Raw genomic sequence first — 26,684 nt, 5'->3', positions numbered from 1 at the left:
ATAAAAACCGGAGGTAACCTCCGGTACTCCCCCCCCCCCAAAAAAAAACGTAAATAAAATGCATTATTAATCCTTCTCATTAATTACTGTGTTATCGAAACTCAAAGCCATATCGTAATAATTATTTTTATCAAGATGCCATGGGGTTATGAATTTCTGATTCAGCAAAAGAAAGCAATAATACCTCAATTGAGAGTAACGTTCTTTTTTTACAGATTTATATCGGAGATAAAGGCTCCGAGCTGATACACTAAAACCATACCCCAAATACTTCAATCTTATTTCTTCTGAAATAGTCCGACTATTATCTTCCTCATAATAAATGGCCATCTCAGGTTCTTCATCATGTTCGCATGCAATATCAAATGCCCCCAGTGTTCCCAACCAACTGCCTTGGGTTCCGCTAAACATACGTTTATGAAGATAATATTTATTTATATTCCCCAAAAAAACCTCTACATCCTTAATCGAAATATCACCTTTGCATTGAAAACTCACAAACGATTGCCTCCCCTCCCCCATAAACCAGTCATCTACTAACCTTTTATAGTAATCAGAAATATTTTTTTGTTCTAGGGGAGACATTCTTGGGTCAGGAGATGGTAAAGCAATCGTATTGTTGTTTTTTAGCGATAATATTACCGCTACCGCTCGTTGCAGTATCTTAAACTCGAAAAGCAAACATGCTCTGAGAAACAACAACGACACCCCTAACTCATATTTTTTCGCATACGTGTCAATATTTAGAGAATATTTTCCACATGAGATAATACCAAGACTTACCAGCTCCCGATAAAACCCAAGAGGGGCCTCTGCATATTCCAATGCATAGCAGCATTCGACAAGACGATATCTAATGAGATAGGGTGTAGCTGATAATTCTAGCTCTTGATCATTAACCAACTCTTCTAAAGCTCTATCAATGAACTCACCCTGCACACCATTGTTCTCCGCAGCAGTGTAAAGCATTGTGAGACTAAAATTACTCGCCGTTTGAGTACTCATGTCATAATTAACCCCTTCTTCAAAAAGCGTATTTGTATCGGACTGTTCAGCATACTCAGCCATAGTTGAAGAAAGTTCACCGTCTACGGATAGATGGATTTCCAACGCTCCTAGCAGGTAGTGCTTAGCTATCGCAGCCTGCTTTCCCGTCATTCCTGCTTCTCGCAGCATCTTATTGATTTTGAGGATAATGCGAGAATACCACTCTGCAATGGAATCTTTGCATACTTCACTCATCACAACCTGAGTGAAGTGAAGGGTATCGATCACATCAAAAGCTGCTTTTTGGATAGGTGTCGTCGCTGGCATTTTTAGTGTCAAAAAAAGTAGTGCATAACTTGAAATTTTAGACACTAAAGAACTTCATTACAATCCCCTCCGTACACAAAAAAACACCGGTGTTAGGTAAGAAAACGAAATATTAACTATTGAAAACAATGAGGTAACGTAATGACCTGTATTGCCCCATCGGTAAAAATTCTGCGCATCGGAGCACTTGCAAAAAAAATTGGAATAAGCCGCTCAACAATCTATGACTGGCTAAATCCGAAGTCGCCACGCTTTGACGTAACATTTCCTAAACAGCGCCGCCTGGGTATGCACTCTGTTGGCTGGATGGAATCTGAAATCGATAAATGGCTGGAGGAATGCTGTCCTCAGGTTTAATTGCTGAACTTATAGCCTGTATCAGTTGTGGCTCATATGGAATCACAACTGATACTGATAATTTCCTTTTATTTTTTCCTTATGGGAGAGGACACAATGCAATTAGATAATAATTTTCCTGTTGATCAGTTTCCTCCTGTCATCAGAAACGCAATCCATGAAGCACACCAGATAACAAAAGCCCCCATCGCTCTGATTGCAGCATCCGCTCTGGGGGCAATTTCTCTGGCCTGCCAGAATCGTATTGATGTTATGCGTCCGGGGAATCATCGTGGCCCCGTATCGCTTTTTGTGCTGACTATCGCTGAATCAGGCGAGCGCAAAAGTACCGTTGACAAACTGTTGCTAAAGCCACTGCACGCGAAAGAAGAACAGCTCGAAAATATTTATAATGGGGAGTATCAGGTCTATTTCAAAGAAAACCAGTTAGCGATCTCAGTAAGAAAAGCGCTGGTAAATAAGCTTAAATCTCAGATTCAACGCAACAAAGACATCACTGAGATAAAATCAGAAATAATGGCGCTTCAGCCTCCGGAGGTGCCTGTCAGACGCAAACTGACGTTCAACGATGCCACTCCCGCTGCCATTAAAGCGTTCCTCTGCGGTAACTGGAATGCTGTGGGTGTGATATCCGATGAGGCTGGAACCATTTTGGGTGGTCATGCTCTGAACGAATTACCTTTCGTCAATACAATGTGGGATGGTGGTAGATTTAGCGTCGAACGTAAAAATGAACCCGACGCGGTTATTAGCGACGCCCGTATGACGTTATCATTGATGGTTCAGCCTGAAGCCTTCCGTGATTACCTTGAGCGTAAAGGTAGCATGGCTAAAGGTGTCGGCTTTTTTGCCCGGTGTCTGATTAGTCATCCGACATCCACACAGGGATCACGTCTGATCACCGTACCAGTGACATCACAGGAGCACATTCCTAAATTTCACGGCCGTCTAGAGGAAATTATTAACGAAAGCCTGGCCACTAACACTGGCGAGCGCCTTTGTCTTAAATTTTCACCTGAAGCTGAAAAACGCTGGATTGATTATTATAATCGTATTGAAAGAAATATCGGTATTCAGGGCAATAATGGGCTGAGTGATTTCAAGGATTTCGCGTCAAAAGCGGCTGAAAATGTAGCACGTATTGCTGCATTAATTCATTACTTTGATGGCCATACTGGAGAGCTCTCCGATAGCGCAACTCAATCAGCCATAGAGATTTTTAGTTGGTATGGAGAAGAACACTTGCGCCTTTTTGAAAAAGTAGATACTGCTGAAACACTGGAGCAGGATGCGCTGGAGCTTTTGGTCTGGATTAATCAAGAATGCTCCAAATCCCTATCAAAAGCTATTAAAAAGAGCCTTATCCGCCAATATGGGCCTAACCGACTCAGACAGCTAGCCATACTCACTGAAGTACTTGACTTCCTTGAACGTCAGGGAAAAATAATTCAATCGCCATGTGGCAAGGGAACTTTAATCCAAATTAACTGGGCGGCACGCCCATACTAAAAAAATAAATTTTCTATAAAAATCCAGCAGAAATCACCTGCTAACAATAAAAGGTAACCATATAGTTACCTTTTATTGTTATTTCATTTTTTCTTAATTATCAATTATCGAATGCATTGACCTTGTATATTTTTACGCAAGAGACAAAGTAATTAAATCACCAGTGATAAATTACCTGAACCATTATGAACAAGTTCCTACAGGTAACATTACAGAGAATGTATCTGGTTTCCCCCTGACATTGCATTTTACTTTCCCATAATAATCGAAGGATTGTTCTGACTGCACCCAAAAGAACGTCCATCTCCATAGTGCTTTGTGTACTCTTTTGCCAGGTACATTGCTCTCTGACGTACTGCAGCATACTGGTCTTCATGCTCAGGACGTTTACGCTCTATCCAGCCACAGGGTTGTTCCGGAAAATGAACCTGGCCTGCATAGGCCTCCCAGGGTAATTTCAGCGCACTACACCAGGCTTTCTGGATTACATTCGCCAGTGAATCTATACCATTGTTGCATTGAGGCCGGTAATCTCCCAGTGTATAGAAGGTATCCTTGTTTACCAACAGCATCACATGGTAATGGCGGTTGTCTTCCACCTGGCCGTATTCTCTGCACCAGATATAACGTATGGACGTCAGATTCTTACAGGTAAGTCCTGCATGCCTTCGGGCAGTCATCTGAGCATTTGCATGGTATTTCAGCGAATCAAAGAAGCGCGAGATAACGCGCTCATCACGACGACCAGTACCGTCAGTCGGAAACCGCAAATCAAAACGAAATGTAGAAAGCCTGGGGTATTGATCAGTCGCTGCTGCCAGTGTTCGTTCTACGCCATCAGTGTATCGCGGATCGTATGTATATTTCGAATTCATAACTTTAGCCCTAGTATAATTTACATCTGTATTCCGAATAAGTTACAGATAAATATCATTCATTTTATAATAACAACCCCCAACGGAATTCAATATGTTTTCTGCATTACACACTCACCTTCTTTTATTTAATAATACCAATACGGAGCGACTTATTACCAAACACCGCCACCGGAGGCAATAGAAGCAAGCAAAACCATCGCAGAACACATCATTTTATTTTCTGGAGTTATTTCTTAAATAAAATAAATAACAGGAGAAAGCTAACCATTTACTCATAGGCATTTTTTGAGACTAACTCATCTCATATGCCAGACACGTAAAAAATTACATAAAGAATACACAGTCGCTTACTATGAGATTTCGGCAAAAACTGAAAATAAAAAAAATACAGATATATATCACCTTAACGACAACCATCTGGAGTTGTCGATAAGGAGGATAGTCTGGATATTACTGTATTACAGCGTCTCTTTGACGGGATGTATGCCCTGGCGGTGGAAGGTACCGCCGTCACGGACTCTGCCGCAGTGCTGGCCGACAGTTACCTTCAGAATGACATGAGTCGTATTGATGCGGCTGAATCGCTGGTGCTGTACGAGTCCCTGAAAGCCTGCGGCTCCGGCTTTTCTTGTGGTCTTACCGGTGGCGCGCTGCTGCCGCTGACCGTCACCGCCGACGTCTGCTCTTCGCTGTTCATTCAGATGCGGCTGTGTGCAGCCGTTGCCATCATCGGAGGCCATGACACTGCAGACCCACGGGTACGCCTGCTTTGCTGGGGCGCGCTGGCCGGGGATGCCTGCTCGGATGCCATCAGTGGCATCATCACCCGGTTACTGACCCGCGCACTGAGCCAGCCTCAGGCCGAGACCGCTCTGCTGACGGTGGTTCGCGATGCATTACTGCTGAAAAGCAGTCAAGTGTTACTCAGGGAAAGCCTGCTGCTCCCGTTACTGGGCGGGGTAATCAACGGTGGTGCCGCCTGGCTCGTCACCCGCCTGACGGGGCAACTCGCCATTCGTCTGTTTATTCCACCGGTAACTCCGCCCTGCGCAGCATAATCCTCTGTATTTCATTTTCGGACATCACCTGTCCGTCATTACTCGTATAGCACGCTGATTTTCCTGACGCATCGGCCATGTCCTTACAGGCGGGTTTGTTATCGTTTTTGTCCTGACGATACAGACCTGAATGGAGGGCTAATGGCCGTTTATCGCGAAGATGCTGACCTGCGGTTTCTGGGGCGTTGTGAGAATGAGGACCTGGATTTACTGGTCAGCCTCATTACCCATGACCCACGGGACAAAACCCTGCGCTGGACGGAAACGCTGTCCGGCAGCGACAACTACAAACGTTTTTATCCAGCGCACCGTAATTACTGGCAGGAGATTGCCGCTGAAATCCAGACCTTTGGTGCCAGCAGTATTGCCAGTGTATTCCGGGGTGGGAAAGGCGTGCTGTATCGGGAAGTGTTATGCGATGTCTGTGACCATACGGGCGTGAAATACCGGAAGGAGGAAACCACCGAAGCCATTGAGCTTTCCCTGCTGATGGCGTTACTTGAAAAAAGTCTCAGTGAGATGTCAGCCGAAGAGTTGCAGGAGTTTGCTGACAGTATGGGCACTGAGCTGACCGTACCGACAGCACCGCTGATTTTAATGGCCATACGGACTGCCGTCCGAGCCTCGGGCTTTGCAGCCTATCGCCTATCAGCAGTGATGGTCAGTACACTGGCACGAGTGATACTGGGGCGATCCCTGCCGATGGTGGCCTATCTGACACTGAGCCGCTCAATCGCCGTCCTGGCGGGACCGGTTGGTATAGCACTGAGCTCTGGCTGGCTGGTTGTGGATATGGCAGGCCCTGCACGGCGTGTCACCGTGCCGGCTTGTCTGCTGGTCGCTTGTCTGCGTCAGCAACATCTTCACCACTCACAGTAACTACACGGAAATCCTTCACTATGTCTGCGGAAGAAAAACAACACGATCGCATGGCATCAAGGCTGGCGATCATCATCAGTCGCCTGCTGATGGGGGAACAATTATCGGTACAGGCATTGGCTCTGGAATTTAAGATCTCTGAACGTACCCTTCGTCGGGACTTTCGGGAGCGTCTGAGTTGTCTGGAACTGATATACCGACAGGGAAGCTGGTCACTGGCCCAGCCGCTTTCCGGCATTCACACCAACAGGGCGATCCTTCACTTTGCCCGCGCCACCAGCATAGAGCAATTGTTTCCGGCAATGGATAACAAGCTGATAGCGGTGCTGACCGACAGTAGCATCCCGTCGCCCTATATCGTCTGGCTTTCGCCTCCAGGGCGTAAACCGACCCCCTTTGGTGGTTTCTGGCGCATTACACAGGCGATCCTCGACCGTACTTTGCTGGACTTGACCGTGGATACAGAGCAGTACCGCTGGTTCGCCCCCTATCGTCTGATTTATTTCGAAAACAGCTGGTATCTGCTGGGTGAATACCAGCAGCAGGCTTATGTCTTTCGCCTGGAAAGCATCGCAGATGTCTTTCTGACGAAAAGGCAATTTCTGCGCAGGCGGCAGATTGATGCACTGACCGCCGATCCACATTTTATTCTTTCTTTACCCCACTTTCAGTACTTGCGGAAAGTACTGGCTGATACTGCAACATAAGGAACATCATGAAAAAAATAACGTTTTTACTGATACTGCTTGCCTCCGCGCAGGCTGGAGCGGCCGTAAACCAGTGGACCAGTACCCGGGTTCAGGGCGTTACTGAATACCTCATTCAGAATAAACAGGGGGCTGAACTGCTGATGACCTGCTCGCCCGACGACAATGTGTTCGTCCGGTACACATCACCCGATGGCAAAACGCTCACCAGCGGCAATGATGATGGGCGCAGCGTTCAGGCACAAACCGACAGTGGCGACACGTTCCTGATTAACGACACGTTTTCTGATGCCGGGGGCAGTAACTTCGAAGCCTTCTGGGATGCAGCCAGAAAATCCCATCGTATCCATATAACGGCGACCGGACTGACCTCCGCTACCTTCACCTTCAGCAATTCCGCAAAGATTTTGCCTGAGTTTGATAAATCAGGATGTCTGACTCGCATGTGAGCCTTTATTGCTCCAACAAAAATAAGGAAAAAATAATGAAAACAGCAATGAGTATCCTCGCCGTGGCACTGGTGGTCTCACCTCTGCTGCACGCCGCAGAGGCTCCCGTCAGGATTGGTCTTGAGCAGGTTAAGAATCCGTATTACCCGAATCTGCATCAGCAGCGTGTTCATGTTCAGTCACTGACTGACAGCGTCACCATTAACGATGTTGTCGTTAACCGGGGTAACTGCCCGATTCAGAAGATGCCCACGGTTTACGCAGGTAGTAAGCCTGTAGCTTTGGTACCTTCAACGTTGCCTTACGGGAAAGAGATTGCCGTCTACATTAAAGGCCCATGCAGTGTGGCAGAGATTAATGTCATCACCAGTCAGGGGGACTGGCTGATGAAGTACTGATTTCGTTTGAATAATTTCTGGTCTGACAATCAGTTGTCAGACCCTGTTGTGGTATCAATCTTTATATCAAAGAAATCAGGTATTAATACTGCGTATTAATAGCCATTATAAACCCCTCCCCCGTAAGGTCCCTCCCCTTACGAAGAATTAACCATATTATACATCTTTACTTCAGCATATTGAGTATATGCCGCACAACGCCTTATAATTATAAGTGATGAGTCGGCTCCTCAAATCCCGCTTGTTTATTCCTGACATATTACGCACCCGAATGCTCCGACCTCAGTACACGCAGCGAAGAAGGATGATAGCAACCAATATAGCTGGACAAAGTATGGACTCGGGGTATTACCCGCTTCAATATCCCTAAATGTTTGCTCAACTGCAGCCTTGCTCAGAGATGAAGTCACAATGGCCACACGTTTTGAGGTGTGCGGGGCATTCCTGCAAATCTCCACTGCAGTCTTTAAATCAGCAGGTGTGCCACGGCATGTACGTTGAATACCTGTCCTCACATTGTTATTGCTGTAAAGTCGCCCCCATCGGGTAAATTTTTTGCTCATGGCTGGAGCGGGCAATGTGAGGTTGCCCAGGTTCTTGATCGCCTGACTTACTGAAATGTGAAATGCGCCGGCTCCGAGTGTCAGCTCACCGTGCTTTGCATGATAGAAGGTGACTCTTGGGGAAGCAGGATCCGTTCTAAACCCAACGAAATCTGCCCATTCATCACCGAGATCATCGCAGACTATGACATCATCTTCTCGAGCGATCGTCGACAGTACTGCCCCGAACGTAGAATTTGGATCGAAAGTACGATGGGCAGCAGTAAAGGAACCTTTCTCATCAGTGACGGTTGCTAACTCTGTATTACCGAAGAGATAGCCCAAGAACTGGGTGCCACCATTGACCAAAGTGTCGTCTTGATAAAGACTGCCATCTAAATAGGCAAATTTCGGCTGGTCAAACAAGACGATAAACGTGTCCTGTTTGTCGATGAACTGCTTAAGCGGGGCGCGATTATCATCCGCGCCAAGTGCGAAATGAGTATCCTCTACGTATACATCGGCGAGCAAAGGCAGCGAAAGGCGTTTTAGAGCGATTCGCGTTTTATTGATCGCGATCTCACCTACCTCTAAACCTGTTACTGGCTGTAACACCAGCAACTTGCCATGGGCGTTTTTGGCAACGCGCAAGATATTTGTGAGCTCCGTGAGTAACAGATCAACCTCTGCCTTTGGCAGCTCTCGATAGCCCATTCCGTCACGCTTGACCAAGCGGATGATTTTGTCATCAAAGATGGCCTGTCCGAGGATGGCGGTATCAACTGCAAATTGGGTGGGGTTTGCCGTCAGATCTGATAGCTCCAACGGTCGTGCGAAAGCTGCCAGGAAAGGGGAGGATGATGGTCTTCCAGGACGAGGTTGTAAGCGTTCGATGATACGACAGGCATAATCAACTAGTTCCAAATAGCCTGCACGATCCGCACGAAGCGAGATTCGCCCGGTGCGCGGCGTCGTTGAAAAGTGTTCGTCTTCTTCAGTGAAGCTGTAACCTAACGGGGCAAATCGAGCCGAGGATGCCATACCTACATTGTTCTGAAGGTTCTCGCCTTCAAGCGTCTTGCTGCGCAATGCAAAGCGGGACAGAGTCATATGCCTGAGTCGAACCCGGGCAAATACCGAGTCCTTACTCGTCAGTCCACGGTCGACATCTTGGGCACCGATACGCTGCAAATACCTTTTCGAGAAATCAGGAGGGATATCGATCTGGGATTTGAAAATGGCAACATAGTCGCGATGCTCGACTATCAGCAAATATCCGGTTACCCGGTCGATCACGCCTTTAGTGCCAGGCAGGAAAGCCGGTACCTTGTCGAATTGAAAGCACAAAGCAGACCAAAATGATGCTCCGTGGGGCTGCCGAATGAAAGAGAAAAAATTGTTGGAGGGGTGAGTTTACGCCTTTCTGATATCCCGGAACAGTTCCGTGATCGCGACTTTCGTGATTGGAGCTTTTTGGCGGTAGAAATAGCAAGATTTGCTGGCTTGAAGTTCGTCGATCATATCCGAGTCCCTATGAAAATGGACGAAGCGAAAATCCCTCTGAATGAGATGCTAACCCAGTACCATCATTATTGTCTAGATAGTTTCTTGCGGGCAAAAGAAGGTTCGTAAGGGACAGCTCCGTGCCAGGAACGGACATTGCAAACATCCTTCTCGGGGCAAGTCACTGTTGCCAATGACCTGCCCAGGAATTGGTTAGCAAATTACTACCAGATTTTGTAAAAATAGCCCCTTCATATTAAAAGTATGCGTTCACTTTCAATAAGCGTCTTAATTTTCTATCTTTCATCATGTTCTAGATCCCCCTGAAAAACTCTGCTGAGTTTGCCAGGCACTGATACATAACTCTTTTCCAATAATTGGGGAAATCATTCAAATCTATAATAGGTTTCAGATTTGCTTCAATAAATGCCGACCGTAGCTGCTGAGAGGTGGCGATTGGACTAAATTGTCTTATAACTTTTACGAAAGAGTTTCTTTGAGTAATCACTTCACTCAAGTGTTTTCCTGCCTCCAAGCGATATCTGTTAGCAATATTTAAAAGCGTGAAATGATGAATAGCTCTGTGTTTGTCTTCCTGCCGCCAGGTCGCCGGGCATTCAACATAAAAACTGATAGCTCCCGGGGTTCCGTCAACGAAATTTGCATATACCCATTGCTCACGAAAGAAAATATCCTTGTCGATATAGGGATGAATCGCCTGGTGTTCCTCATCCACTGCGAAAACTTGACCTTTCTCCCCCATATTGCAGTCGCGGCACGACGGAACTAGATTAATAGGCATCACCGAAAACTCAGGATAATGTGCAACAGGAAGAAAATGATCGATATTTTTTGTCTGTCCTATATCACCACAAAATGGGCATTTTTCACCTGATGAAACCAGCATGTCATCGTAATATTCTCTAGCGGGTTTGTTTTTATCTCGGAGATTATTTTCATAAAGGTTTTCTAATTTAACCTTTGTTAGGTTACCAACTACCAAGGTTGTAGGTGCAAGAGGGTGTGTCCTAGCGTAGGTAAATAACTGACCTGTTGAGCTTAATGCCCTATATTGCTGTTCTTTATGCAAAAAAGTGGGGAAGTGAGCAATGAAGTTATTTCTAACATTTATCTGCTTCATACCTTCCGAGCACTTATTAAGCATTTCGCTATAAGTTCTCGCTGGAAGAGGTAGTTTTTTCATTGTACTTTACCTTCGTCCCTATTCATTATCATCGCTTTTAAAACAGTTCGTCCTTCTAATCCTATCTGTTCATTATAATTTTTTAGAATAGCTTCATAAGAAAGCCCTGAATCAACGGACTGTAATAATAAATGGTGGTATCCTGAATTTGTCACTTCAAGTAAAAACACCTCACGAGTTAAAACACCTAAGTTCTCACCGAAAGTTTCAATATCCGGACGGATAATATTCATTGCTTCTCTTGACCGCAGAACTTTCCACACGCAGGATTTTGGAACCTCTTGCAGTACTACTGGGGAATGAGTTGCAATTATTGCTACACCATTGCGTGCATCGAGTAAGTCGCTTAATGTTCGTAAAAAAGCAGAGAGCAAAGGTGGATGCAAATGAACCTCTGGTTCATCGAATAAAACTAATGACTTTTCACCAACGACATCTACTAATCTTGTGATAGTAAATAAAACAATTGCATGCCCAGAGCTCATTCGTAGCAGATACTTCTGAATATTATCATAAAGCAATTTAGTGAATTTATTATTGTCTACTTGAATCTGTGATTCATTACGTCTTAATTCTTCATATTTAGAAATGAGACTGATGAGTTCCATATTGGAAAAGTTTTCATCACTACTTAGTTTTTTAATGGCTTCAAGCCAGAGTTGTCTCTTTCTATCTGCTCTCATGCAACCAATAAATGCTGAAACGAATTCCAGACGAAGATCGTCTAGTGATTTTAAACTATTACTGGCAGCATTCTTAAGTCCAATATAAAAATATTGTGTACCTTTTGCAGGGTCTGGTTGTTCTTTAGGAGGAGTAAAAGGATCAAATGCGCTAAACGAAACTGAAATAAGCGATCGAAAATATCCTTTTGGGATTCGTGACTCGATAAATCTATTATTTTCAGAGAAAAAATACTCATTACTTTCTGGATTGGTGATTGCACCAATCATCCCATTCAAAATTGTTGTTTTGCCACACCCATTCCGCCCGATAAAAGCATGAATGTTCGTGCTGGGCATTGAATTAACCGCCACTTCAAAAGGTATAGTTAAATCACTGAATCCGGAAGCACCTTTTCTGTTAAATGAAAAGTGGAAATCTGACAACTCCGGCAAACCATTTAACACGCGTGCGAACTGCCCATGAATTTCTGAAAGAGTGACCCCTCTAAGTAATGAGGTGTTGAGGACACTTTCATTTTCAATGTCTACTAATCGATTTGGCCGTACTACTAAATCCTGCATAGCTTTAAGAAGGTTATTTTTAAAATCATTGCTTAACTTGCTGAGATTAACATAATAGTCAATACTTTCACCTAAGGAAAAAAACATTTCAGGGAGTTGACTGAATTTTTTATCTATTAATGAATAAGTACTTACTTCTTCTTTTTGACCGACAAAACCAATTTTAACATTTCCGATATCGCATTTTTCACCATGCTCATCAAAGACAGTAAGATAAAACATTGTAACAAATGAATAATCATTCCAGCCATCTGCCCGTAGGAAGGCCTTATTTTTTTCCACTGCAGGAATATACCCACCTCTTTCAATAACCCTAAACTCTAACATATAGTAACCCTTAACTTTTATTAAAATAACCGAAATGTATTTGGCGGCAACACAGGATCTTTCATTTAAGTTACTCCCTATTACATACGTTTTCCATCTAACAATTAGTAGTATTGAACTTAACAGGTCATCGTGACCTGCTCCCGGTTGATTATTACACGCCAATGTTAGTCCTACATCCCTGCGGTTATGACAAATGCCAACTTCCGCTCCTCGCTCATAGCAGACATTAGCTAGCTGTCGCCTCCCTCAACAACAAAGAGTTTTCCCCTATTACCCCTGCAACACCAAATCAATGCAGAAAGGCCGCGCTTCTTTACCGGAAGCGCGGCCTTTCTGCATTTGTGCCATTAACCACGAAGGAGTTTTATCATGAAATTAGCCAGCCGCTTTGGACAAGTTAACCAGATACGCCGCGACCGCCCACTGACAAACGACGAGTTGATAGCCTATGTACCCAGTGTATTTAGTACTGACAAGCACGAATCCCGCTCGGATCGCTACACCTACATCCCGACCATTACCCTGCTTGATAGCCTCCAGCGTGAAGGCTTTCAGCCGTTCTTTGCCTGCCAGACCCGAGTGCGTGACCAGAGCAAGCGAGAGCACACGAAACACATGCTGCGCCTGCGCCGGGTAGGGCAAATAACCGGTAAGCAGGTACCGGAAATCATTCTGCTCAACAGCCATGACGGCTCCAGCTCATATCAGATGTTGCCGGGGCTATTTCGTGCAGTCTGCCAGAACGGCCTGATTTGCGGTGAGAGTTTTGGTGAGGTACGTGTGCCACATAAAGGCAATGTGGTGGAGAAAGTCATTGAAGGGGCTTACGAAGTGCTGGGGATATTTGACCGGGTGGAGGAGAAGCGGGATGCCATGCAGTCGCTTTTGTTACATCCACCAGCACAGCAGGCGATGGCAAAAGCGGCATTAACCTATCGCTTTGGTGAAGAGCATCAGCCGGTGACGGAATCGCAAATCCTTTCCCCGCGCCGCTGGCAGGATGATAGCAACGACCTATGGACCACTTACCAACGCATTCAGGAGAACTTGATAAAAGGCGGACTGTCAGGACGAACGACGAAAGGTCAGCGTGCTCAAACCCGTGCTGTCAAAGGTATCGACGGAGACGTAAAGCTCAATCGCGCTCTGTGGGTGATGGCTGAAAATATGCTTCAACTTGCTTCATAAACGACTTTAACTATTACCTCCAAGGCCCTGTCATGTCAGAGATAAATCTACCTCCTGATCTTCCGGTAACTGAAGCACGCACCATTCGTCGCGCTCTCCGCTTACTGGAAAAATATCAGCGCCAGCCTGGCGAACAATTTAATTCCACTACCTTCACCAAAACCTGGCTACAACTGCGTCTTGCTCTGCAGGAGCGCGAAGTTTTTCTTGTTTTATATCTCGATAATCAGAACCGTCTTCTGGAATGCGAGACGCTCTTTACGGGCACGATTAACCATACCGAAGTCCATCCACGCGAAGTGGTGAAACTGGCACTACGCCATAACGCTGCCGCTGTGATTCTGGCCCATAACCATCCATCCGGAGAGACAGAACCGAGTAAACAGGATCGAAACATCACTCAACATCTGGTGAACGCGCTGGCTATGGTAGAGGTGCGGGTGCTGGACCATCTTATTGTTGGCATCGATGTGCTTTCTTTTGCTGAACGTGGCTGGCTATGAGGCTAACCATGAAAATCATCGATAAAAAGGCCGCGATGGCGATTCAGCGACAGCATCCGGATTCCCGGATCTTTCGCTACTGCACGGGCAAATACCAGTGGCACGGCAGCGCCAGTCATTATACCGGTCAAGATGTCGCGGAGATTTCCGGTGTGCTGGCGGTTTACGCAGAACGCCGTCGTGACAACCACGGTCCGTATACACGCCTGATGTGCATCACCACCAACTGACACTAAATAAGGAGTTGAAAAATGCAAAATTCATGGGGACTGAAGCGCGACATCTCGCCGTGCTTCGGTGCAAGGCTTGTGCAGGAAGGCTGTCGCCTGCATTTTCTGGCGGACCGTGCAGGTATTAGTGGTACGTTTAACGAGGAGGAGGCACTGCGTCTGGATCAGGCATTTCCGCTAGTGATGAAACAGCTTGAATTGATGCTGACAACCGGTGAACTAAATCCGCGCCATCAGCATTGCGTCACGTTGTATCATAACGGACTAACTTGTGAAGCTGACACTCTCGGCTCTCATGGCTATGTTTACATCGTTATTTATCCTCAGGCATTTGCAACCAGGTAACACCTTCTCTTCTTTTATCAGGATCCAACTCATGCAAATTTCATCTGTACCGGCCACGGTGCCGGTTTCGTCACGCCTGTCGCCCGTAATGGTGTGGCAGCAGTTGTTAACGTATCTGCTGGAGCACCACTACGGCCTCACACTCAACGACACACCATTTCATGACGACACGGCCATTGAGGAGCATATCGATGCGGGGATAACGCTTGCCGATGCTGTTAATTTCCTGGTCGAAAAGTACGAACTGGCTCGTATCGACCGCAAGGGATTTACATGGCGAGAGCAACCCCCCTTCATTACTGCAACGGATATTCTGCGTGCCAAAAAGAACATCGGGCTGTTGCCCAGATCTTAAATTTTTCTAAGTACATGCTGCTCATGTGTTGCTATTTCCGCTACAGTAGCGGAAATAGCAACGGCATCGCATCTGACATTTAAAAAAATCAAATAAATATTGATAATATTTCTCATTTTACCATGAGCAAAGATCGAAGCCTTATGAGTCCCTAAGTGCTGCAAACCAATCTCTCATTTCTCACCAAAAGAAGATGGTAAAAATTTTAGGCACCTTCTTAGGCACCAACGAAAAGTTGAATTAGACATTAATTCAATAAATTCATTTAATTACAAACCCAATTCAGACTCCGCCAGCCCACCACTTCATGATCCGGATACGTCCGGTGAAATCCTGAAAGCCCGCACGGCACAAGCCCTGCGGGCTTTTTTGTGCCCTCAATTTGTCCCGCGAAGTCTGGACTGAAGCCCACTAACCATAGCCGAACCTTTATGGCACCTGTGTAAAATTGAATTAAAAGATAGTTAAATCTAACCAATGATATATACAACAAACTCAGCCTATACCGGCATATAAAACAAAAGGTTACATAAAAGCTTAGCTTTTTTTGATAGTGGCGACACAATCGCAGCCAAGATACCCAATGCAAGCTTTTAAGCAGCGTAAAAAACACAATGTCATAAATGGCTTTTGTGCATTCATTTCTGAATTTTGCTATCTGCTCTTCCTAATAATTTTGCACCAGAAAAATCTGGAAATCTAATCGAAATAGATTTATTTTCTTATAAACAGAATTTTTTGAGGATAAGACAATGGTTTTAAAAAGGACTTTTATATTAAGTGTTTTAACGTTTTTTTCCATTAATGTTGTTGCTGAAGACACTAAAGTTTGGTATCCAATAACTGACTCCAATAGTACTGCTTACTTTGCAAAAGCTGGCACCTTTCAGCGTTCAAAAAACACATCATCTATTCTGGTACAAATTACCGACAAACTAAATAACAAGACAAGTTACGCTAAGGTATATATGACTGATCAAGACTGCGATAATGGGTATGGCGTAATTAGTTTCTATACGCTCAGAGGTGCTTTAGACTTTAATTCCGACTACGTTTCACAAGGTCAAAGTGTGGGTGCAGGTATTGGCGATTTCATCTGCGGGGTTCGGAATGAACTTCGAAAACAAGGGAGGAAATAATAATTTCCGCGAGCTTCCAACTGAACTAAGATGAGAAAACATTCAACATGTCGTCAGTAAAGCCTCGAACCGTAAACATTGAACAACTTGATCTTTCTTCTGTTTTTGGAACGCTAAAAAAATTCGACCACTGGTCAGCACCAAACCCCATTGACGGGCTTCCTACCTTTAAAATTACCGAAGGTGAACTAACGTGCCTAAGCAAAGAAAAAATCAAGACAGTGCTGAACGCATGCGCAGAATCAGCAAACCCCTGCTTACCTATCATCGCAAAAATCTGTCTGGCCACAGGCGCTCGCTGGAGCGAGGCGGAAGGTTTAAGCGGCCATCTGATACAAAAATACCTTGTTACCTACACGAAAACTAAAGCAAAGAAAAACCGCACCGTTCCGATCAGCGAAAAGCTCTATAACGAAATCCCGTTAAAACGTGGAAAATTATTCACTCAATGTCGCAAAGCCTTTGAGCGAGCGATAAAACGAAGCGGAATTGACCTGCCAGAAGGACAATGCACACATGTATTGCGGCATACATTCGCAAGTCACTTCATGATGAATGGTGGAAACATTTTGGTATTGAAGGAAATTTTAGGGCATGCCGATATAAAGATGACCATGATTTATGCACACTTTGCGCCAGAACACCTAGAAGACGCAGTAACTAAAAACCCGTTATTTCATATGGAAATTTGAAAATGTTAAAGAAAATTAGAGCGCTGAGTGCCTTAAAAAAAATATTAATTTCTATATCTATTCTGGCATTACTTTCATTGATTTTATGTATATTAATTATTTGTAACGAACCTGTATTTTTCTCCTTAGCACTAACAATAGGTTTGATTCTATCATTATGTTTTTACTGGTTTATTGGTTGGTTTGAATTATCGCATAAAAGTCTTTTCAATCAACCTCTCTTCTGGTTGAGCATCTTAATTCCACTTCAACTTTTCTTTTTTATTGGTATTTGGTCATGGAAAGGACACTCAGTGGATTTTTCCTCAGATGGTTTTAATAATTTCCTTACGATAAGTAAACTACCTTTATTTTTCCTCGCATCATCCGTCCCCTTAACTTCGATAGTCAATAATATTCACCGAACAATTCAAACTGAAAAACAAATCAATGAGGCCGAGAGAAAAAATCTTTCAGATTCATATTATACACATTTCAAAAACACGTTAGATCTTTTTAAAAATATTGAATCGAAAGAAATATCCCTTTCCGAGCAAGGATATAAATTTAAACTTTCAATAAATAGTCCTGTAAGCCTTTATAATAAAATCTACCAAAAATCATCTTATAAATCGGGGGCTGACTATACCGTCTCCGATTATTTTATTGATGAAATAAAACATGACTGGGACAAAATAAATAAAGGGATTAAAAAACTAAAACCCTTGATGTTACAACAAACTGAAGGTTTATCTCCTCGAAAACGAATAAGGGTATTAATTAACCTTTATCGCATTGAGTCGGCTTTTGAAAGAATATGTCAAAATTTGGGTCTTGGGGATTTAGAACATGAATCAAGACCTGTATATAAAACCACCATGGTGGACTATATAGGACTTTTCCATAGCTCAATAAACTTAAAAGATGGCATTAATGAATTAAATAAAATTTGCTTAAGGATTTTTGACATTGTTTTATCTACTGATGAAAAAAGAAAAAGTTTTAACCCAAGATATTTTCTTCAAACAAAGGTTTTTATAAATTATGCCAGCATCTCACATTTAAAAATTACTCAGCAAACATTTACATTCATGGTCTCTCTTCATTTCCACAGAAAACAGACCAAAAATGGCGACAAATTGGCGGCAGAGTAAGCAAAAAGGTACTAACAGAACCAAACACAAACCAATATAAACACTTAAATTACAATTAGTTGTTTCAAGATCATTGATTCTATTGTTGTTAAAATGGTATGTAGGAATTTCGGACGCAGGTTCAACTCCCGCCAGCCCAAAATTCTCCATCGGTGATTACCAGAGTCATCCGATGAAGTCCTAAGAGCCCGCACGGCGCAAGCACTGCGGGCTTTTTTTTCCCCCTCCCCGCTCAACCCTCACCCATAATACATTAATATTCAATTAGTTAAGAAACCTTCATTACCTCATTACAGACCGTGCTCAAGCCCCTCCTACATTTCATAGGTTGCGGCTTGTCTTTTTCCTCAAGACACTCACTTAATACGCTATGCGATAGATAAACTAAAAACGCGTATGGGAATATCAGGCCTGGCGCGCTTGTCTTCCTGTGCCGTTATTTGCATGAATGGAACAGGTATCAAAATGAAAACAGATGGAAGATATGGCATGGTTGGTCCGGACGCACCGGTAAAAAACGCGGATGAAGATCGTTACGGGCTTACGGCGGTTGCCAAAGGATTAGCGCAGGCAATCCAGGCAATGGACGATGAAGGTTCCGCCGTGATTGGTATTGAAGGGGTCTGGGGGTCGGGGAAAACAAGCCTCATCAACTTACTGCTTCACGAACTGGACCAGACGAAGCCAGAAAAGACGCATGTGTTGCATATCTCTCCCTGGCTTAACGGCGACGGCATTAGCCCGGTCGCATCGCTTTTAATGCCCGTCGCGCTTATCCTGGACCAGGAGCAAACTCGTACATTATCTGAAGAAGAGCAGAAGATTAAGCGCGCAAAAAAGACGCTGAATGAGACAAAAAATCGTGTGCTGCGTTATGTCCGCTCGACTGCCAGACTCGCCCAACCGCTGGCGGATATGGCGAGTATCATCCCGCTTCTGGGGGGCGCGGATAAGATTACTGAAGCGCTGACAAAACTCGGCTCAGACAGTGAGAAAAGCGCCGCCGATCTGCGCTCAGAGATCGAAAGCAGCCTCGAAGAGCTTCAGCTGACGTTTATCATTGTCCTCGACGATCTCGACCGGCTGGAACCGGCGCAAGCGGTCGAAATATTGCGTATGGTGCGCTCGGTCGCCGATTTTCCCCGCTTTCGTTATGTTATGTGCTACGACCGCGACGTGCTGGCAAAAGCTGTCGAACATGGCCTTGGCGTCACGGATGGTCGTTTATATCTGCAAAAAATCGTGCAACTCTCGTTCAGCTTGCCGCGCCCGGAAGCCTTCGACCTGCACCGGGAATTCAGGGACGGCGCGCTTGAACTGTATAAAAAAATACAGGGGCGCGAGTTAGATGCCGGGGCGTTTTCAGTGCTGAATACAGCGGTGGATGCCTATGGCAACGAGCTCTCCACGCCGCGTGAAGTCCGCCTGGCATTAAACGCCTTACAGTTTCGTTATCCGGCCATGCGCGATTATGTCTATTTCCCCGATCTCTGTTTCCTGCAACTCATTCGCGTCGTTAACCCAGGCCTGCATGACTGGGTCGAACACTATCTCACCGAGCGCTCTATTGTCGAATCCGGTGATGGCCAGATTAACAGCGAAGATCTTGGCGCGATGGCGACTGACCTGGCGAACAAACTTGCTCTGTTCAAATACGCCTCAGGGCGCAACGCATGGACGTTGGGGAAGTGGGTTCCCGGTGTGCAAGGCGGTGGCGATAAAAACATACACTTGTTTAGCGAAATAGATGAAAACAAGCGAGACGAACTGACAACGCTAAGGCGTCTTGGCAGCGCAGGTTACTGGCGCTATTACTTCTCCTTTTCCGCACCGCAAAACGTGCTACCGGAGTCTGCCATTCAGGAGATTTTGTCCATGGCGGGTAATGATGAAGAAAAACTCGCTCAGCACCTGCTCAGTAAAATCCACAGCAAAGGCGTCTCATCACAGACCTGGTTTGAGCATATTGTTACCCGCCTCACCTCACGCGTCATTGCCGAAGCGGAACCAAAGCAACTGTTTGGCCTGCTCAACTTCTTCTTTCAACAAGGTGATGTCGTTGAAGCCAAATTCGAGGAGCGTGATGCGTATTACCGCCAGCAAGAGTCCGGCACGCGTGCGCTGGCGTTGCAGATCACAAGGCAGTTATTAATTGAAGATCGAACCCATTTATGCGCATTTCTTGGGGAAAGGATAAAACAGGGTGAGGCTCTGCGCTGGATTGTCCAGTTTGGCCAAAGCCTGCTCGCTCCTCTTCAGCCCAAAAGTATGGAATCGCACGATGTACCCTCGTTTTCCGCCAGCGAGTTAAACACATTGCGCAGACAACTTGCCGGGCGCATGGGTAACGATAATGTGAAGAACCAACTTTTACACATTCCGCACTTATTGAGTTATCTCAATGCGTGGCGAGATATTGACAGCCTGGACGTAGTAAAAGCATGGGTTGCAAACGTCAGCCAAACCGATGCCGATTTTCTGCAACTGCTACTGGCGATACGTAACACCTTGATCACCGGTGATAGAGAATCCTATCGCGTGTTGGAAATAGGAAAAATGGCCGTGTTTTTTGACGAAAAAGCCGATCCTGCGCAGCGATTAGAGAAGATCGCCAGAGCGAATACCCCATCGCTATCCGGGCTGCTGGCAGAGGTCAACAAAGCGATAGAGCTGGCGGCTCCCTTTGGCGGGCCCTTTTAGGGTTATTTGCTAACCCTTTCATTTTTGGGTTCTTTCGGGCAAGCGGTGCCAGTGAACTGCATTTTTATCGCTGCTTGCCCCGATTCATTAAATACACTTGAGAAAAAACTTATACAAAAACACTTTATTTGTATCGGGTTAGATCAACTCATTAAATAAGCGTTGTGATTTTTCCTATATGTGACATTTATCGGTTTTCTTGTTAAACCGATGTAATAAATTAACGTAAGAAAAAAACTATTATCATTCACGAAAACCACCATTGTTTATAGATAAAATTCAATAACATAAAGCACACCTGAAAAAGATAATTTTTCTCAACGTGTTTTTGCGCATTTTGTAATTAAAGTTATCCACTTTCTGAAACTTTCTCTAACTCGCTGTAATCACTAAAGTTAAATTAGTAACAAAAACACAACTTTACAAACCGCCTATTTTTTCCGCATTATTTTCATTGTTCGCATGAATCCTTTTGTGTAAACTTATTTCCGTTCTCAGGAAAAGTCCTGGAAACAAAGATTTAAGCAGGAACATAATACAATCACCTGCACAACCATATTAATGCTGTTAAAAGATTTACCTTTTAGTATTTTTAATTAATATCGAAATAAAGTGGTTGCTCGCATATTTAATTTTAATTTTTAAATAACAGCGAAAGACAGCGCATCGCCTGTTTTTTGCGGGAGCAACTTTATGAACGAACAAAATTTTGACGAACAAATGCAATCTATCCAGGATCTGAACCTGTCCTATTTATTACTGGCACAGCGTCTGATTCGTGAAGATAAAATTGCAGCTGGTTTCCGTCTCGGTTTAAACGAAACCACGATGGAAACCCTACGCAGCTTGTCACTACCGCAACTGATTAAACTGTCCACTTCAGGCCAGCTGATTAGCCGGTTGCGTATTGATGATGATGTGATGATCAATTGCCTGACCAAAGACTCGCGTATTGATGCGCTTCAGCGTTTGCATACCGGCATTATTTTGTCGAGCAATCTGCTTAGTACGCTCAATCAAGATGGCAGCGAGGCGGCGTAATGGAAGACTCAATGTTGCAAGAAAAAAGCATTATGTCGGAAATTAAAGATACGCATATTGCCATGCAGTTGATTAATTTCGGCGCCAGAATGCAGGTGCTGGAGAGTGAAACCAGCCTTAGCCGCAGAAAACTGTTAAAGCTTTATAAAGAGCTGAAAGGGGAGTCCCCGGCGAAAGGTATGCTGCCTTTTTCCGCCGACTGGTATATGGCGTGGGAGCAAAATATTCACTCATCCATTTTTTATAATATTTATCTTTACTTGCAGAAGGTCGAACCTGGCCGCTCAGTCGAAGTGATGCTGAAAGCCTTCCGTCTTTATATGGAACACGGTTTGACGGAAGAAAATGAAGAACCGGTGCTGGGGTTAACCCGCGCGTGGACGCTGTTGCGCTATATCGACGGCGGCATGCTCAAACAGACGCAGTGCGACTGTTGTGGTGGCAACTTTATCACCACGCCGGAGCACATGTTCAACGGTTTTACCTGCAGCCTGTGCGTGCCACCGTCACGCGCGCTGAAACGTAGCCCGCTGCTCAACTTCGCGGCTGGCGCCCCCGCCACATTGCAGTAATGGCATGAGTTGCCCCGACAGCGGGCAAACTCATCTTCACACCGCCAATAACAGCCTCGCCTGCTCAGCATAATATTGAGCAGGCGAGGCTGTTGTGTTTCTGTTATTTGCGACCGTTATGACAAGCGGCCGGTAAAGACACCACGATAATAACTTGGGCTAATGTTAAGCCGCATCAGGATATCGCGCCGGTGCACGTAAGCCGTTTTCAGGCTGATCCCAAGCTCGACAGAGACATCCTGAGCGCTGGCACCGGAGGCCAGCAGACAAAGCACCTCGCGCTGACGCTGTGTTAACAGCGGTAGCGCAGGATAGCGCGGCGATGCAGCCTTTTTACGTGACAGCAAACGGTTGATTGACGCATAGATATGGCGGATAGGCGTGTTCAGACACAGCGTCGGAATATCCGGCATTAAAGCAGGTAAAACCGGGTCAAGCTCGTCGCTCAACAACAGGCACGGCAAATCAGGCTTTGCTTCGCGCAGATAGTGCATGGTGTTCATCAACGACATCAGATTGGTGGTCTGCGTGGCAACCGCAATCACAAAGCGCACTTTATTGACGGATACGCCCTGCGCGTCCTGTGGGCTTGCGATATGGCTAATACGCAAGTTAGGGCGATAGAACTTAATCAGCGTGGTTAATCCCAGTGTCGAAAACACATCTTCGCTGTAAACCAGAACGTTAGCGATACTGACTGCCTTTTTTTCACTCATAGTCCCTTACCTACTCAGCGTCACATCCCGTGACGAATTACGATGATTAAAAAACATCCCTTCCGCTGTTATTTGAATCCCGTCAGGATCACAAACAGATGGTCAAAAATGCCGGCCATCATGTTTTCAAAGAAGGGTGCAAGTGTGTACATCACCAGCGACATGGCCACCATGCCGACGGTTAAAGAAAGCGGAAAACCGACCACAAAAATCGACAACTGCGGCGTCAGGCGGTTGAGCAACCCCATTGTCAGGTTGAGGCACAGCAATAAAGTGATAACCGGCAGGCCCAGCATTAAGCCGTAACGAAAGATCAGGCTGCCTGCTTTGACCATCGCCATAAACCCTTCATGGCCGAGCGGTGCGGCGCTAATCGGGAAAGCCTCAAAGCTGTTCGCCACCACTTCCAGCATATAAAGATGGCCATTGAAGGTCAGAAACAGCAGCGTGACAAAGAGGTTCAACAGCCGCGAAACGACCGGCATACTCGGGCCGCCGCTGGGGTCATACACCATGGCGAAAGAGAGGCCCATCTGCATACCGATAATCTCGCCGGCGTGACGCACCGCCACGAAAATCAGCTGTACCGCAAGCCCGATAGCAATGCCGATAATCAGCTGCTGACAACAGGCCCAAAAGCCGTCGAACGAGGCGATCGCGATGTTACTCTGCGGCAGTTGCGGGGCGACGAGAAAAGCAGTGATCAACGCCAGCGCGACTTTTAACCGCGCACTCATCTGTTTTTCACTGAAGATCGGTGCCGCACCGAACAGGGCGAGCATGCGCAGGCACGGCCAGAAATACTGGTTCACCTGGTCATAAAGCGTAACCAGCGAGAGCGTAAGCATAGTTATCGAATGATATAAGGCAGGCTACTGTACAGACCACGCATGTAGTCAACCAGCGTTGACAGCATCCACGGCCCGCAAGCGATCAGCACCACTACAATGGTGAGGATCTTCGGAATGAAAGAGAGGGTCATTTCGTTGATCTGCGTCGATGCCTGCAAAATACTGACAATCAAACCCGCCGCCAGCGCGGCTAACAATAATGGTGTGGCAATAAACAGCCCGACTTTCGTCGCCTGGAAGCCAAGCGACATGACACTTTCAGGGGTCATCTTCTTCTCTCTAACTAAAAAAGCTCTGCGCCAGGGAACCGATAACCAGCTGCCAGCCATCCACCAGGACAAACAGCATCAGCTTAAAAGGCAGGGAAATCGTTGCCGGAGGCACCATCATCATCCCCAGCGCCATCAGCACACTTGCCACGACCAGGTCGATAATCAAAAAAGGAATGAACATCGTAAAGCCGATCTGGAAACCGGTTTTCAGTTCGCTGGTCACAAACGCAGGAACCAGAATGCTCATTGGCACATCGTCGGCCGTATTAAACTGCTCCGCTTTCGCGATGCGGGAAAAGAGCGCCAGATCCCCTTCGCGGGTCTGTTTAAGCATGAAGGCGCGCAAGGGTTGCGACCCTTTTTGCAACGCGACTTCCATCGAAATCTTGTCCTGCGAGAGCGGCACCCACGCTTCGTCGTAAACACGGTTTAACACCGGCGACATCACGAAAAACGTCAGAAACAGCGCCAGTCCCAGCAGCACCTGGTTAGGCGGCGTACTGGCGGTGCCAAGGGCGTTTCGCAGCAACCCAAGCACAATTACAATGCGGGTGAACCCCGTCATCATCAGCAATATCGCGGGCAAAAACGTCAGTGACGTCATCAAAACCAGCGTTTGTACCGGCAGTGACCAGCTCTCGCCATTCGCTGAATGGCTAAGCATGATGTCGGTGTTGGCCGCCCAGGTCAGCCCGGCGGGGAAGAAAATGCCGGCTAGCGTTAGCAGTCCCGGCAGCAGGCGCGTGTTGCGTTTCATTTTTTGCCCTCGCCTTTATGCCGGGTAATGCAATTCACTAAAGCCGCCTGAAAACTGGCAGCAAACGGCACGACCGGAACCGGCTCAACGTCCGCTTTTTTCTCCATCGTCATCAGAGTCGTGATGTTTTCCTGCGTCACGCCCAGCAGCAGCCATTTGTCATCCACTTCGACAACCACCAGACGCTGTCTCGCGCCAAGGGAGTGAGTATGTTTTACCGACAGAATGCTATTTCCCTTTACCATTCGTGAAGCGACACCCGTGCGACGGCAGATCCAGGCCACCGCCACAATCAGCAACAACACCAGCGCCAGCGCGCCGACAACGTTGCCAATCGAGACCGGTGCCACGGCAGGCCCGCCGGCAACGGGCTGAACAGTATTAAGCGTTGGGGTATTCATTATCTGCTCAGGCGGTGCATACGCTCGGAAGGCGTAATAATATCGGTGATACGAATGCCGAATTTATCCGAAACGACGACCACTTCACCCTGGGCAATTAAGTAACCGTTAATCAAAATATCCAGCGGCTCACCGGCTAACCCGTCCAGCGAAACAATGGCGCCTGGGCTAAGTCTTAATAACTCTTTGATCGTCATTTTTGTGCGCCCCAGTTCGACGGTCATTTTGACCGGAATGTCGAGCACCAAATTTAAATCTTCAGAAAAATTAACCATCACATCGTCTTTCGCCGCAGCGTGCATCTCGGCGCTATTGTCGTTCATTTGTTCGCTCATCGCATCGCCCCAAAGGTCGTTAAGCGAGGATTTATTTGACCCCGATTCAAGTTCCATATCACTCATTCGTTGGTCACTCCTTCTTTAAGGCTAATAATGTAGAATTCATCAAATTTTCCACCTGAATGGCATACTGATTGTTGGCGCAGCCATATTTACCCGACATCACCGGGACATCGTTAACATACCCACCGATCTCTTCAGGTTTTTCCAATGGAATAATATCGTCAGGTTTCAGGCTCATAATTCTGGACAAGCGGGTCGAAATCTCAGCGAATTTCACCACCAGTTCCATTTCGGTATCACGCATTTGCGAAGCGAGCGCGCTGCGCCACTGATTATTTTCGTGCTGCGAGTTTTCCAGCGGCGGGTTGGTCAACAACTCGCGAACCGGTTCGATAATGCTGAACGGAATACAAATTTGTAATTCGCCGCTATGCGAACCAATATCCACCTGAAACGGTGTGGTCACCACAATATCATTCGGTGACGACGTGATATTGGTGAACTTCACCTGCAATTCAGAACGGACAAATTCTGTTTTGATCTTATAAATGGATGTCCAGGCGTAATCATATGCTTCGCGCGCCATGGCCAACATCCGCTGGATAATACGCTGTTCTGTAGGCGTAAATTCGCGGCCATCGGCCTTTGTCGGGAAACGTCCGTCGCCGCCAAACAGGTTATCCACCGCGGTAAACACCAGATTGGGTGAAAAAACGAACAGCGCCGTGCCGCGCAGCGGATGCATGTTAATCAGATTCAGACTCGTCATTACCGGCAGATTGCGGGCAAACTCATGGTACGGCTGAATTTTAATGTTTCCGGCGGTGACATCCGGGCTACGGCGCAAAATGTTAAACAAGCCGATACGAAACTGGCGCGCAAAACGTTCGTTAATAATTTCCAGAGAATATAAACGTTCACGAATAACCCGACGCTGGGTATTAGGATCATAAGGCTTGATATTATCTTCTGCTGAAGAAAGCGCCGTTTCCGCACTATTTTTCTCTTCGCCGCCGGGGCCGCCATTCAAAAGATTATCGATCTCGTCCTGTGATAAAATGCTGTCCGACATA

Annotated in this window: 30 protein-coding genes and 1 pseudogene; 19 read left to right on the top strand and 12 right to left on the bottom strand. The window is 45.9% G+C overall.

Annotated elements, in window-relative coordinates; genetic code table 11:
* Nucleotides 1–66: 66 nt before the first annotated feature.
* Nucleotides 67–1,359 carry a hypothetical protein gene (locus BN2591_RS21535; protein WP_244173045.1) on the bottom strand — a complete coding sequence of 431 codons (1,293 nt, stop codon included), beginning with the start codon at nucleotides 1,357–1,359 and terminating at the stop codon, nucleotides 67–69.
* 96 nt (nucleotides 1,360–1,455) lie between these two features.
* On the opposite strand from BN2591_RS21535, the gene BN2591_RS21530 reads away from it, so the two are divergent.
* Entirely contained in the window at nucleotides 1,456–1,671 is a 216-nt protein-coding gene (locus BN2591_RS21530; protein WP_086873804.1) for an AlpA family phage regulatory protein, read from the top strand.
* Between the two features lie 96 nt (nucleotides 1,672–1,767).
* Nucleotides 1,768–3,180: a YfjI family protein gene (locus BN2591_RS21525; protein ID WP_086873873.1), complete on the top strand. Its 1,413-nt coding sequence runs from the start codon at nucleotides 1,768–1,770 to the stop codon at nucleotides 3,178–3,180.
* A gap of 248 nt (nucleotides 3,181–3,428) precedes the next feature.
* On the opposite strand, the gene BN2591_RS21520 is transcribed toward BN2591_RS21525, so the two are convergent.
* Nucleotides 3,429–4,055 (bottom strand): inovirus Gp2 family protein, encoded by a 627-nt coding sequence (locus BN2591_RS21520; protein WP_086873803.1) that lies wholly within the window; start codon nucleotides 4,053–4,055, stop codon nucleotides 3,429–3,431.
* A gap of 560 nt (nucleotides 4,056–4,615) precedes the next feature.
* Here BN2591_RS21520 and BN2591_RS21515 point away from each other — a divergent pair.
* From BN2591_RS21515 to BN2591_RS21495, 5 genes are all read left to right on the top strand, one after another.
* Nucleotides 4,616–5,116: a hypothetical protein gene (locus BN2591_RS21515; protein WP_143468275.1), complete on the top strand. Its 501-nt coding sequence runs from the start codon at nucleotides 4,616–4,618 to the stop codon at nucleotides 5,114–5,116.
* 141 nt (nucleotides 5,117–5,257) lie between these two features.
* On the top strand, nucleotides 5,258–5,995 hold the full coding sequence (locus BN2591_RS21510) for a YaaW family protein (RefSeq protein WP_080781774.1): 738 nt from the start codon (nucleotides 5,258–5,260) through the stop codon (nucleotides 5,993–5,995).
* 20 nt (nucleotides 5,996–6,015) lie between these two features.
* Nucleotides 6,016–6,702, top strand: coding sequence for a helix-turn-helix transcriptional regulator (locus BN2591_RS21505; protein ID WP_063845096.1), 687 nt, complete (start codon nucleotides 6,016–6,018; stop codon nucleotides 6,700–6,702).
* Nucleotides 6,703–6,710: 8 nt separating this feature from the next.
* Nucleotides 6,711–7,151, top strand: a complete 441-nt coding sequence (locus BN2591_RS21500; protein WP_080781775.1) for a hypothetical protein — start codon at nucleotides 6,711–6,713, stop codon at nucleotides 7,149–7,151.
* Between the two features lie 47 nt (nucleotides 7,152–7,198).
* Entirely contained in the window at nucleotides 7,199–7,549 is a 351-nt protein-coding gene (locus BN2591_RS21495; protein ID WP_244173044.1) for a hypothetical protein, read from the top strand.
* A 245-nt stretch (nucleotides 7,550–7,794) separates the two neighbouring features.
* Here BN2591_RS21495 and BN2591_RS24645 read toward each other — a convergent pair whose 3' ends face one another.
* Nucleotides 7,795–9,387 (bottom strand): hypothetical protein, encoded by a 1,593-nt coding sequence (locus BN2591_RS24645; RefSeq protein ID WP_208616154.1) that lies wholly within the window; start codon nucleotides 9,385–9,387, stop codon nucleotides 7,795–7,797.
* Between the two features lie 72 nt (nucleotides 9,388–9,459).
* Here BN2591_RS24645 and BN2591_RS21485 point away from each other — a divergent pair, with 72 nt between their 5' ends.
* The gene (locus BN2591_RS21485; protein WP_086873801.1) at nucleotides 9,460–9,723 is read left to right on the top strand and encodes a hypothetical protein; all 264 of its coding nucleotides are present in this window, start codon (nucleotides 9,460–9,462) and stop codon (nucleotides 9,721–9,723) included.
* A 184-nt stretch (nucleotides 9,724–9,907) separates the two neighbouring features.
* On the opposite strand, the gene BN2591_RS21480 is transcribed toward BN2591_RS21485, so the two are convergent.
* Nucleotides 9,908–10,798, bottom strand: coding sequence for an HNH endonuclease (locus tag BN2591_RS21480; RefSeq protein WP_086873800.1), 891 nt, complete (start codon nucleotides 10,796–10,798; stop codon nucleotides 9,908–9,910).
* On the bottom strand, nucleotides 10,795–12,372 hold the full coding sequence (locus BN2591_RS21475) for an AAA family ATPase (RefSeq protein ID WP_086873799.1): 1,578 nt from the start codon (nucleotides 12,370–12,372) through the stop codon (nucleotides 10,795–10,797). The genes BN2591_RS21480 and BN2591_RS21475 overlap by 4 nt, the downstream gene beginning before the upstream one ends.
* Nucleotides 12,373–12,741: 369 nt before the next feature.
* Between BN2591_RS21475 and BN2591_RS21470 the strand changes: the two genes are divergently transcribed.
* From BN2591_RS21470 to flhC, 11 genes and pseudogenes are all read left to right on the top strand, one after another.
* Nucleotides 12,742–13,563, top strand: coding sequence for a DUF932 domain-containing protein (locus BN2591_RS21470; protein ID WP_086873798.1), 822 nt, complete (start codon nucleotides 12,742–12,744; stop codon nucleotides 13,561–13,563).
* A 32-nt stretch (nucleotides 13,564–13,595) separates the two neighbouring features.
* Entirely contained in the window at nucleotides 13,596–14,066 is a 471-nt protein-coding gene (radC, locus tag BN2591_RS21465) for a RadC family protein (RefSeq protein WP_032642914.1), read from the top strand.
* A gap of 8 nt (nucleotides 14,067–14,074) precedes the next feature.
* Nucleotides 14,075–14,296: a DUF987 domain-containing protein gene (locus tag BN2591_RS21460; protein WP_032642916.1), complete on the top strand. Its 222-nt coding sequence runs from the start codon at nucleotides 14,075–14,077 to the stop codon at nucleotides 14,294–14,296.
* 21 nt (nucleotides 14,297–14,317) lie between these two features.
* Nucleotides 14,318–14,641, top strand: coding sequence for a type IV toxin-antitoxin system YeeU family antitoxin (locus BN2591_RS21455; protein ID WP_032642918.1), 324 nt, complete (start codon nucleotides 14,318–14,320; stop codon nucleotides 14,639–14,641).
* Nucleotides 14,642–14,672: 31 nt separating this feature from the next.
* Nucleotides 14,673–14,996, top strand: a complete 324-nt coding sequence (locus BN2591_RS21450) for a TA system toxin CbtA family protein (protein ID WP_032949840.1) — start codon at nucleotides 14,673–14,675, stop codon at nucleotides 14,994–14,996.
* A 752-nt stretch (nucleotides 14,997–15,748) separates the two neighbouring features.
* Nucleotides 15,749–16,135 carry a hypothetical protein gene (locus tag BN2591_RS21445; RefSeq protein ID WP_086873797.1) on the top strand — a complete coding sequence of 129 codons (387 nt, stop codon included), beginning with the start codon at nucleotides 15,749–15,751 and terminating at the stop codon, nucleotides 16,133–16,135.
* Nucleotides 16,136–16,182: 47 nt separating this feature from the next.
* Nucleotides 16,183–16,827, top strand: a pseudogene (locus BN2591_RS21440) (phage integrase); the annotation flags it as partial.
* A gap of 2 nt (nucleotides 16,828–16,829) precedes the next feature.
* Nucleotides 16,830–17,960 (top strand): hypothetical protein, encoded by a 1,131-nt coding sequence (locus BN2591_RS21435; RefSeq protein WP_086873795.1) that lies wholly within the window; start codon nucleotides 16,830–16,832, stop codon nucleotides 17,958–17,960.
* 465 nt (nucleotides 17,961–18,425) lie between these two features.
* A complete protein-coding gene (locus BN2591_RS21430; RefSeq protein WP_159457506.1) occupies nucleotides 18,426–20,660 on the top strand; it encodes a KAP family P-loop NTPase fold protein in 2,235 nt (744 codons plus the stop codon).
* 693 nt (nucleotides 20,661–21,353) lie between these two features.
* The gene (gene flhD, locus BN2591_RS21425) at nucleotides 21,354–21,701 is read left to right on the top strand and encodes a flagellar transcriptional regulator FlhD (protein ID WP_086873793.1); all 348 of its coding nucleotides are present in this window, start codon (nucleotides 21,354–21,356) and stop codon (nucleotides 21,699–21,701) included.
* 14 nt (nucleotides 21,702–21,715) lie between these two features.
* A complete protein-coding gene (gene flhC / locus BN2591_RS21420) occupies nucleotides 21,716–22,273 on the top strand; it encodes a flagellar transcriptional regulator FlhC (RefSeq protein ID WP_162842166.1) in 558 nt (185 codons plus the stop codon).
* 116 nt (nucleotides 22,274–22,389) lie between these two features.
* On the opposite strand, the gene BN2591_RS21415 is transcribed toward flhC, so the two are convergent.
* From BN2591_RS21415 to fliM, 7 genes are all read right to left on the bottom strand, one after another.
* Complete coding sequence (locus BN2591_RS21415) at nucleotides 22,390–22,989, bottom strand: helix-turn-helix domain-containing protein (protein ID WP_086873791.1); 600 nt, start codon at nucleotides 22,987–22,989, stop codon at nucleotides 22,390–22,392.
* A 68-nt stretch (nucleotides 22,990–23,057) separates the two neighbouring features.
* The gene (gene fliR, locus BN2591_RS21410) at nucleotides 23,058–23,837 is read right to left on the bottom strand and encodes a flagellar biosynthetic protein FliR (RefSeq protein ID WP_086873790.1); all 780 of its coding nucleotides are present in this window, start codon (nucleotides 23,835–23,837) and stop codon (nucleotides 23,058–23,060) included.
* Between the two features lie 2 nt (nucleotides 23,838–23,839).
* A complete protein-coding gene (fliQ, locus tag BN2591_RS21405; RefSeq protein WP_044489457.1) occupies nucleotides 23,840–24,109 on the bottom strand; it encodes a flagellar biosynthesis protein FliQ in 270 nt (89 codons plus the stop codon).
* Nucleotides 24,110–24,119: 10 nt separating this feature from the next.
* Nucleotides 24,120–24,869 (bottom strand): flagellar type III secretion system pore protein FliP, encoded by a 750-nt coding sequence (gene fliP, locus BN2591_RS21400; protein ID WP_086873789.1) that lies wholly within the window; start codon nucleotides 24,867–24,869, stop codon nucleotides 24,120–24,122.
* Nucleotides 24,866–25,270: a flagellar biosynthetic protein FliO gene (fliO, locus tag BN2591_RS21395; protein ID WP_086873788.1), complete on the bottom strand. Its 405-nt coding sequence runs from the start codon at nucleotides 25,268–25,270 to the stop codon at nucleotides 24,866–24,868. Before fliO ends, fliP begins: the two co-directional genes overlap by 4 nt.
* On the bottom strand, nucleotides 25,270–25,671 hold the full coding sequence (gene fliN / locus BN2591_RS21390; RefSeq protein WP_086873787.1) for a flagellar motor switch protein FliN: 402 nt from the start codon (nucleotides 25,669–25,671) through the stop codon (nucleotides 25,270–25,272). The genes fliO and fliN overlap by 1 nt, the downstream gene beginning before the upstream one ends.
* 7 nt (nucleotides 25,672–25,678) lie before the next feature.
* Entirely contained in the window at nucleotides 25,679–26,683 is a 1,005-nt protein-coding gene (fliM, locus tag BN2591_RS21385; protein WP_086873786.1) for a flagellar motor switch protein FliM, read from the bottom strand.
* Between the last annotated feature and the right edge of the window lies 1 nt (nucleotide 26,684).

The sequence above is a fragment of the Kosakonia pseudosacchari genome (assembly GCF_900184035.1).
GTDB lineage: Bacteria > Pseudomonadota > Gammaproteobacteria > Enterobacterales > Enterobacteriaceae > Kosakonia > Kosakonia pseudosacchari.
This window is presented reverse-complemented; position numbering and strand designations above follow the sequence as displayed.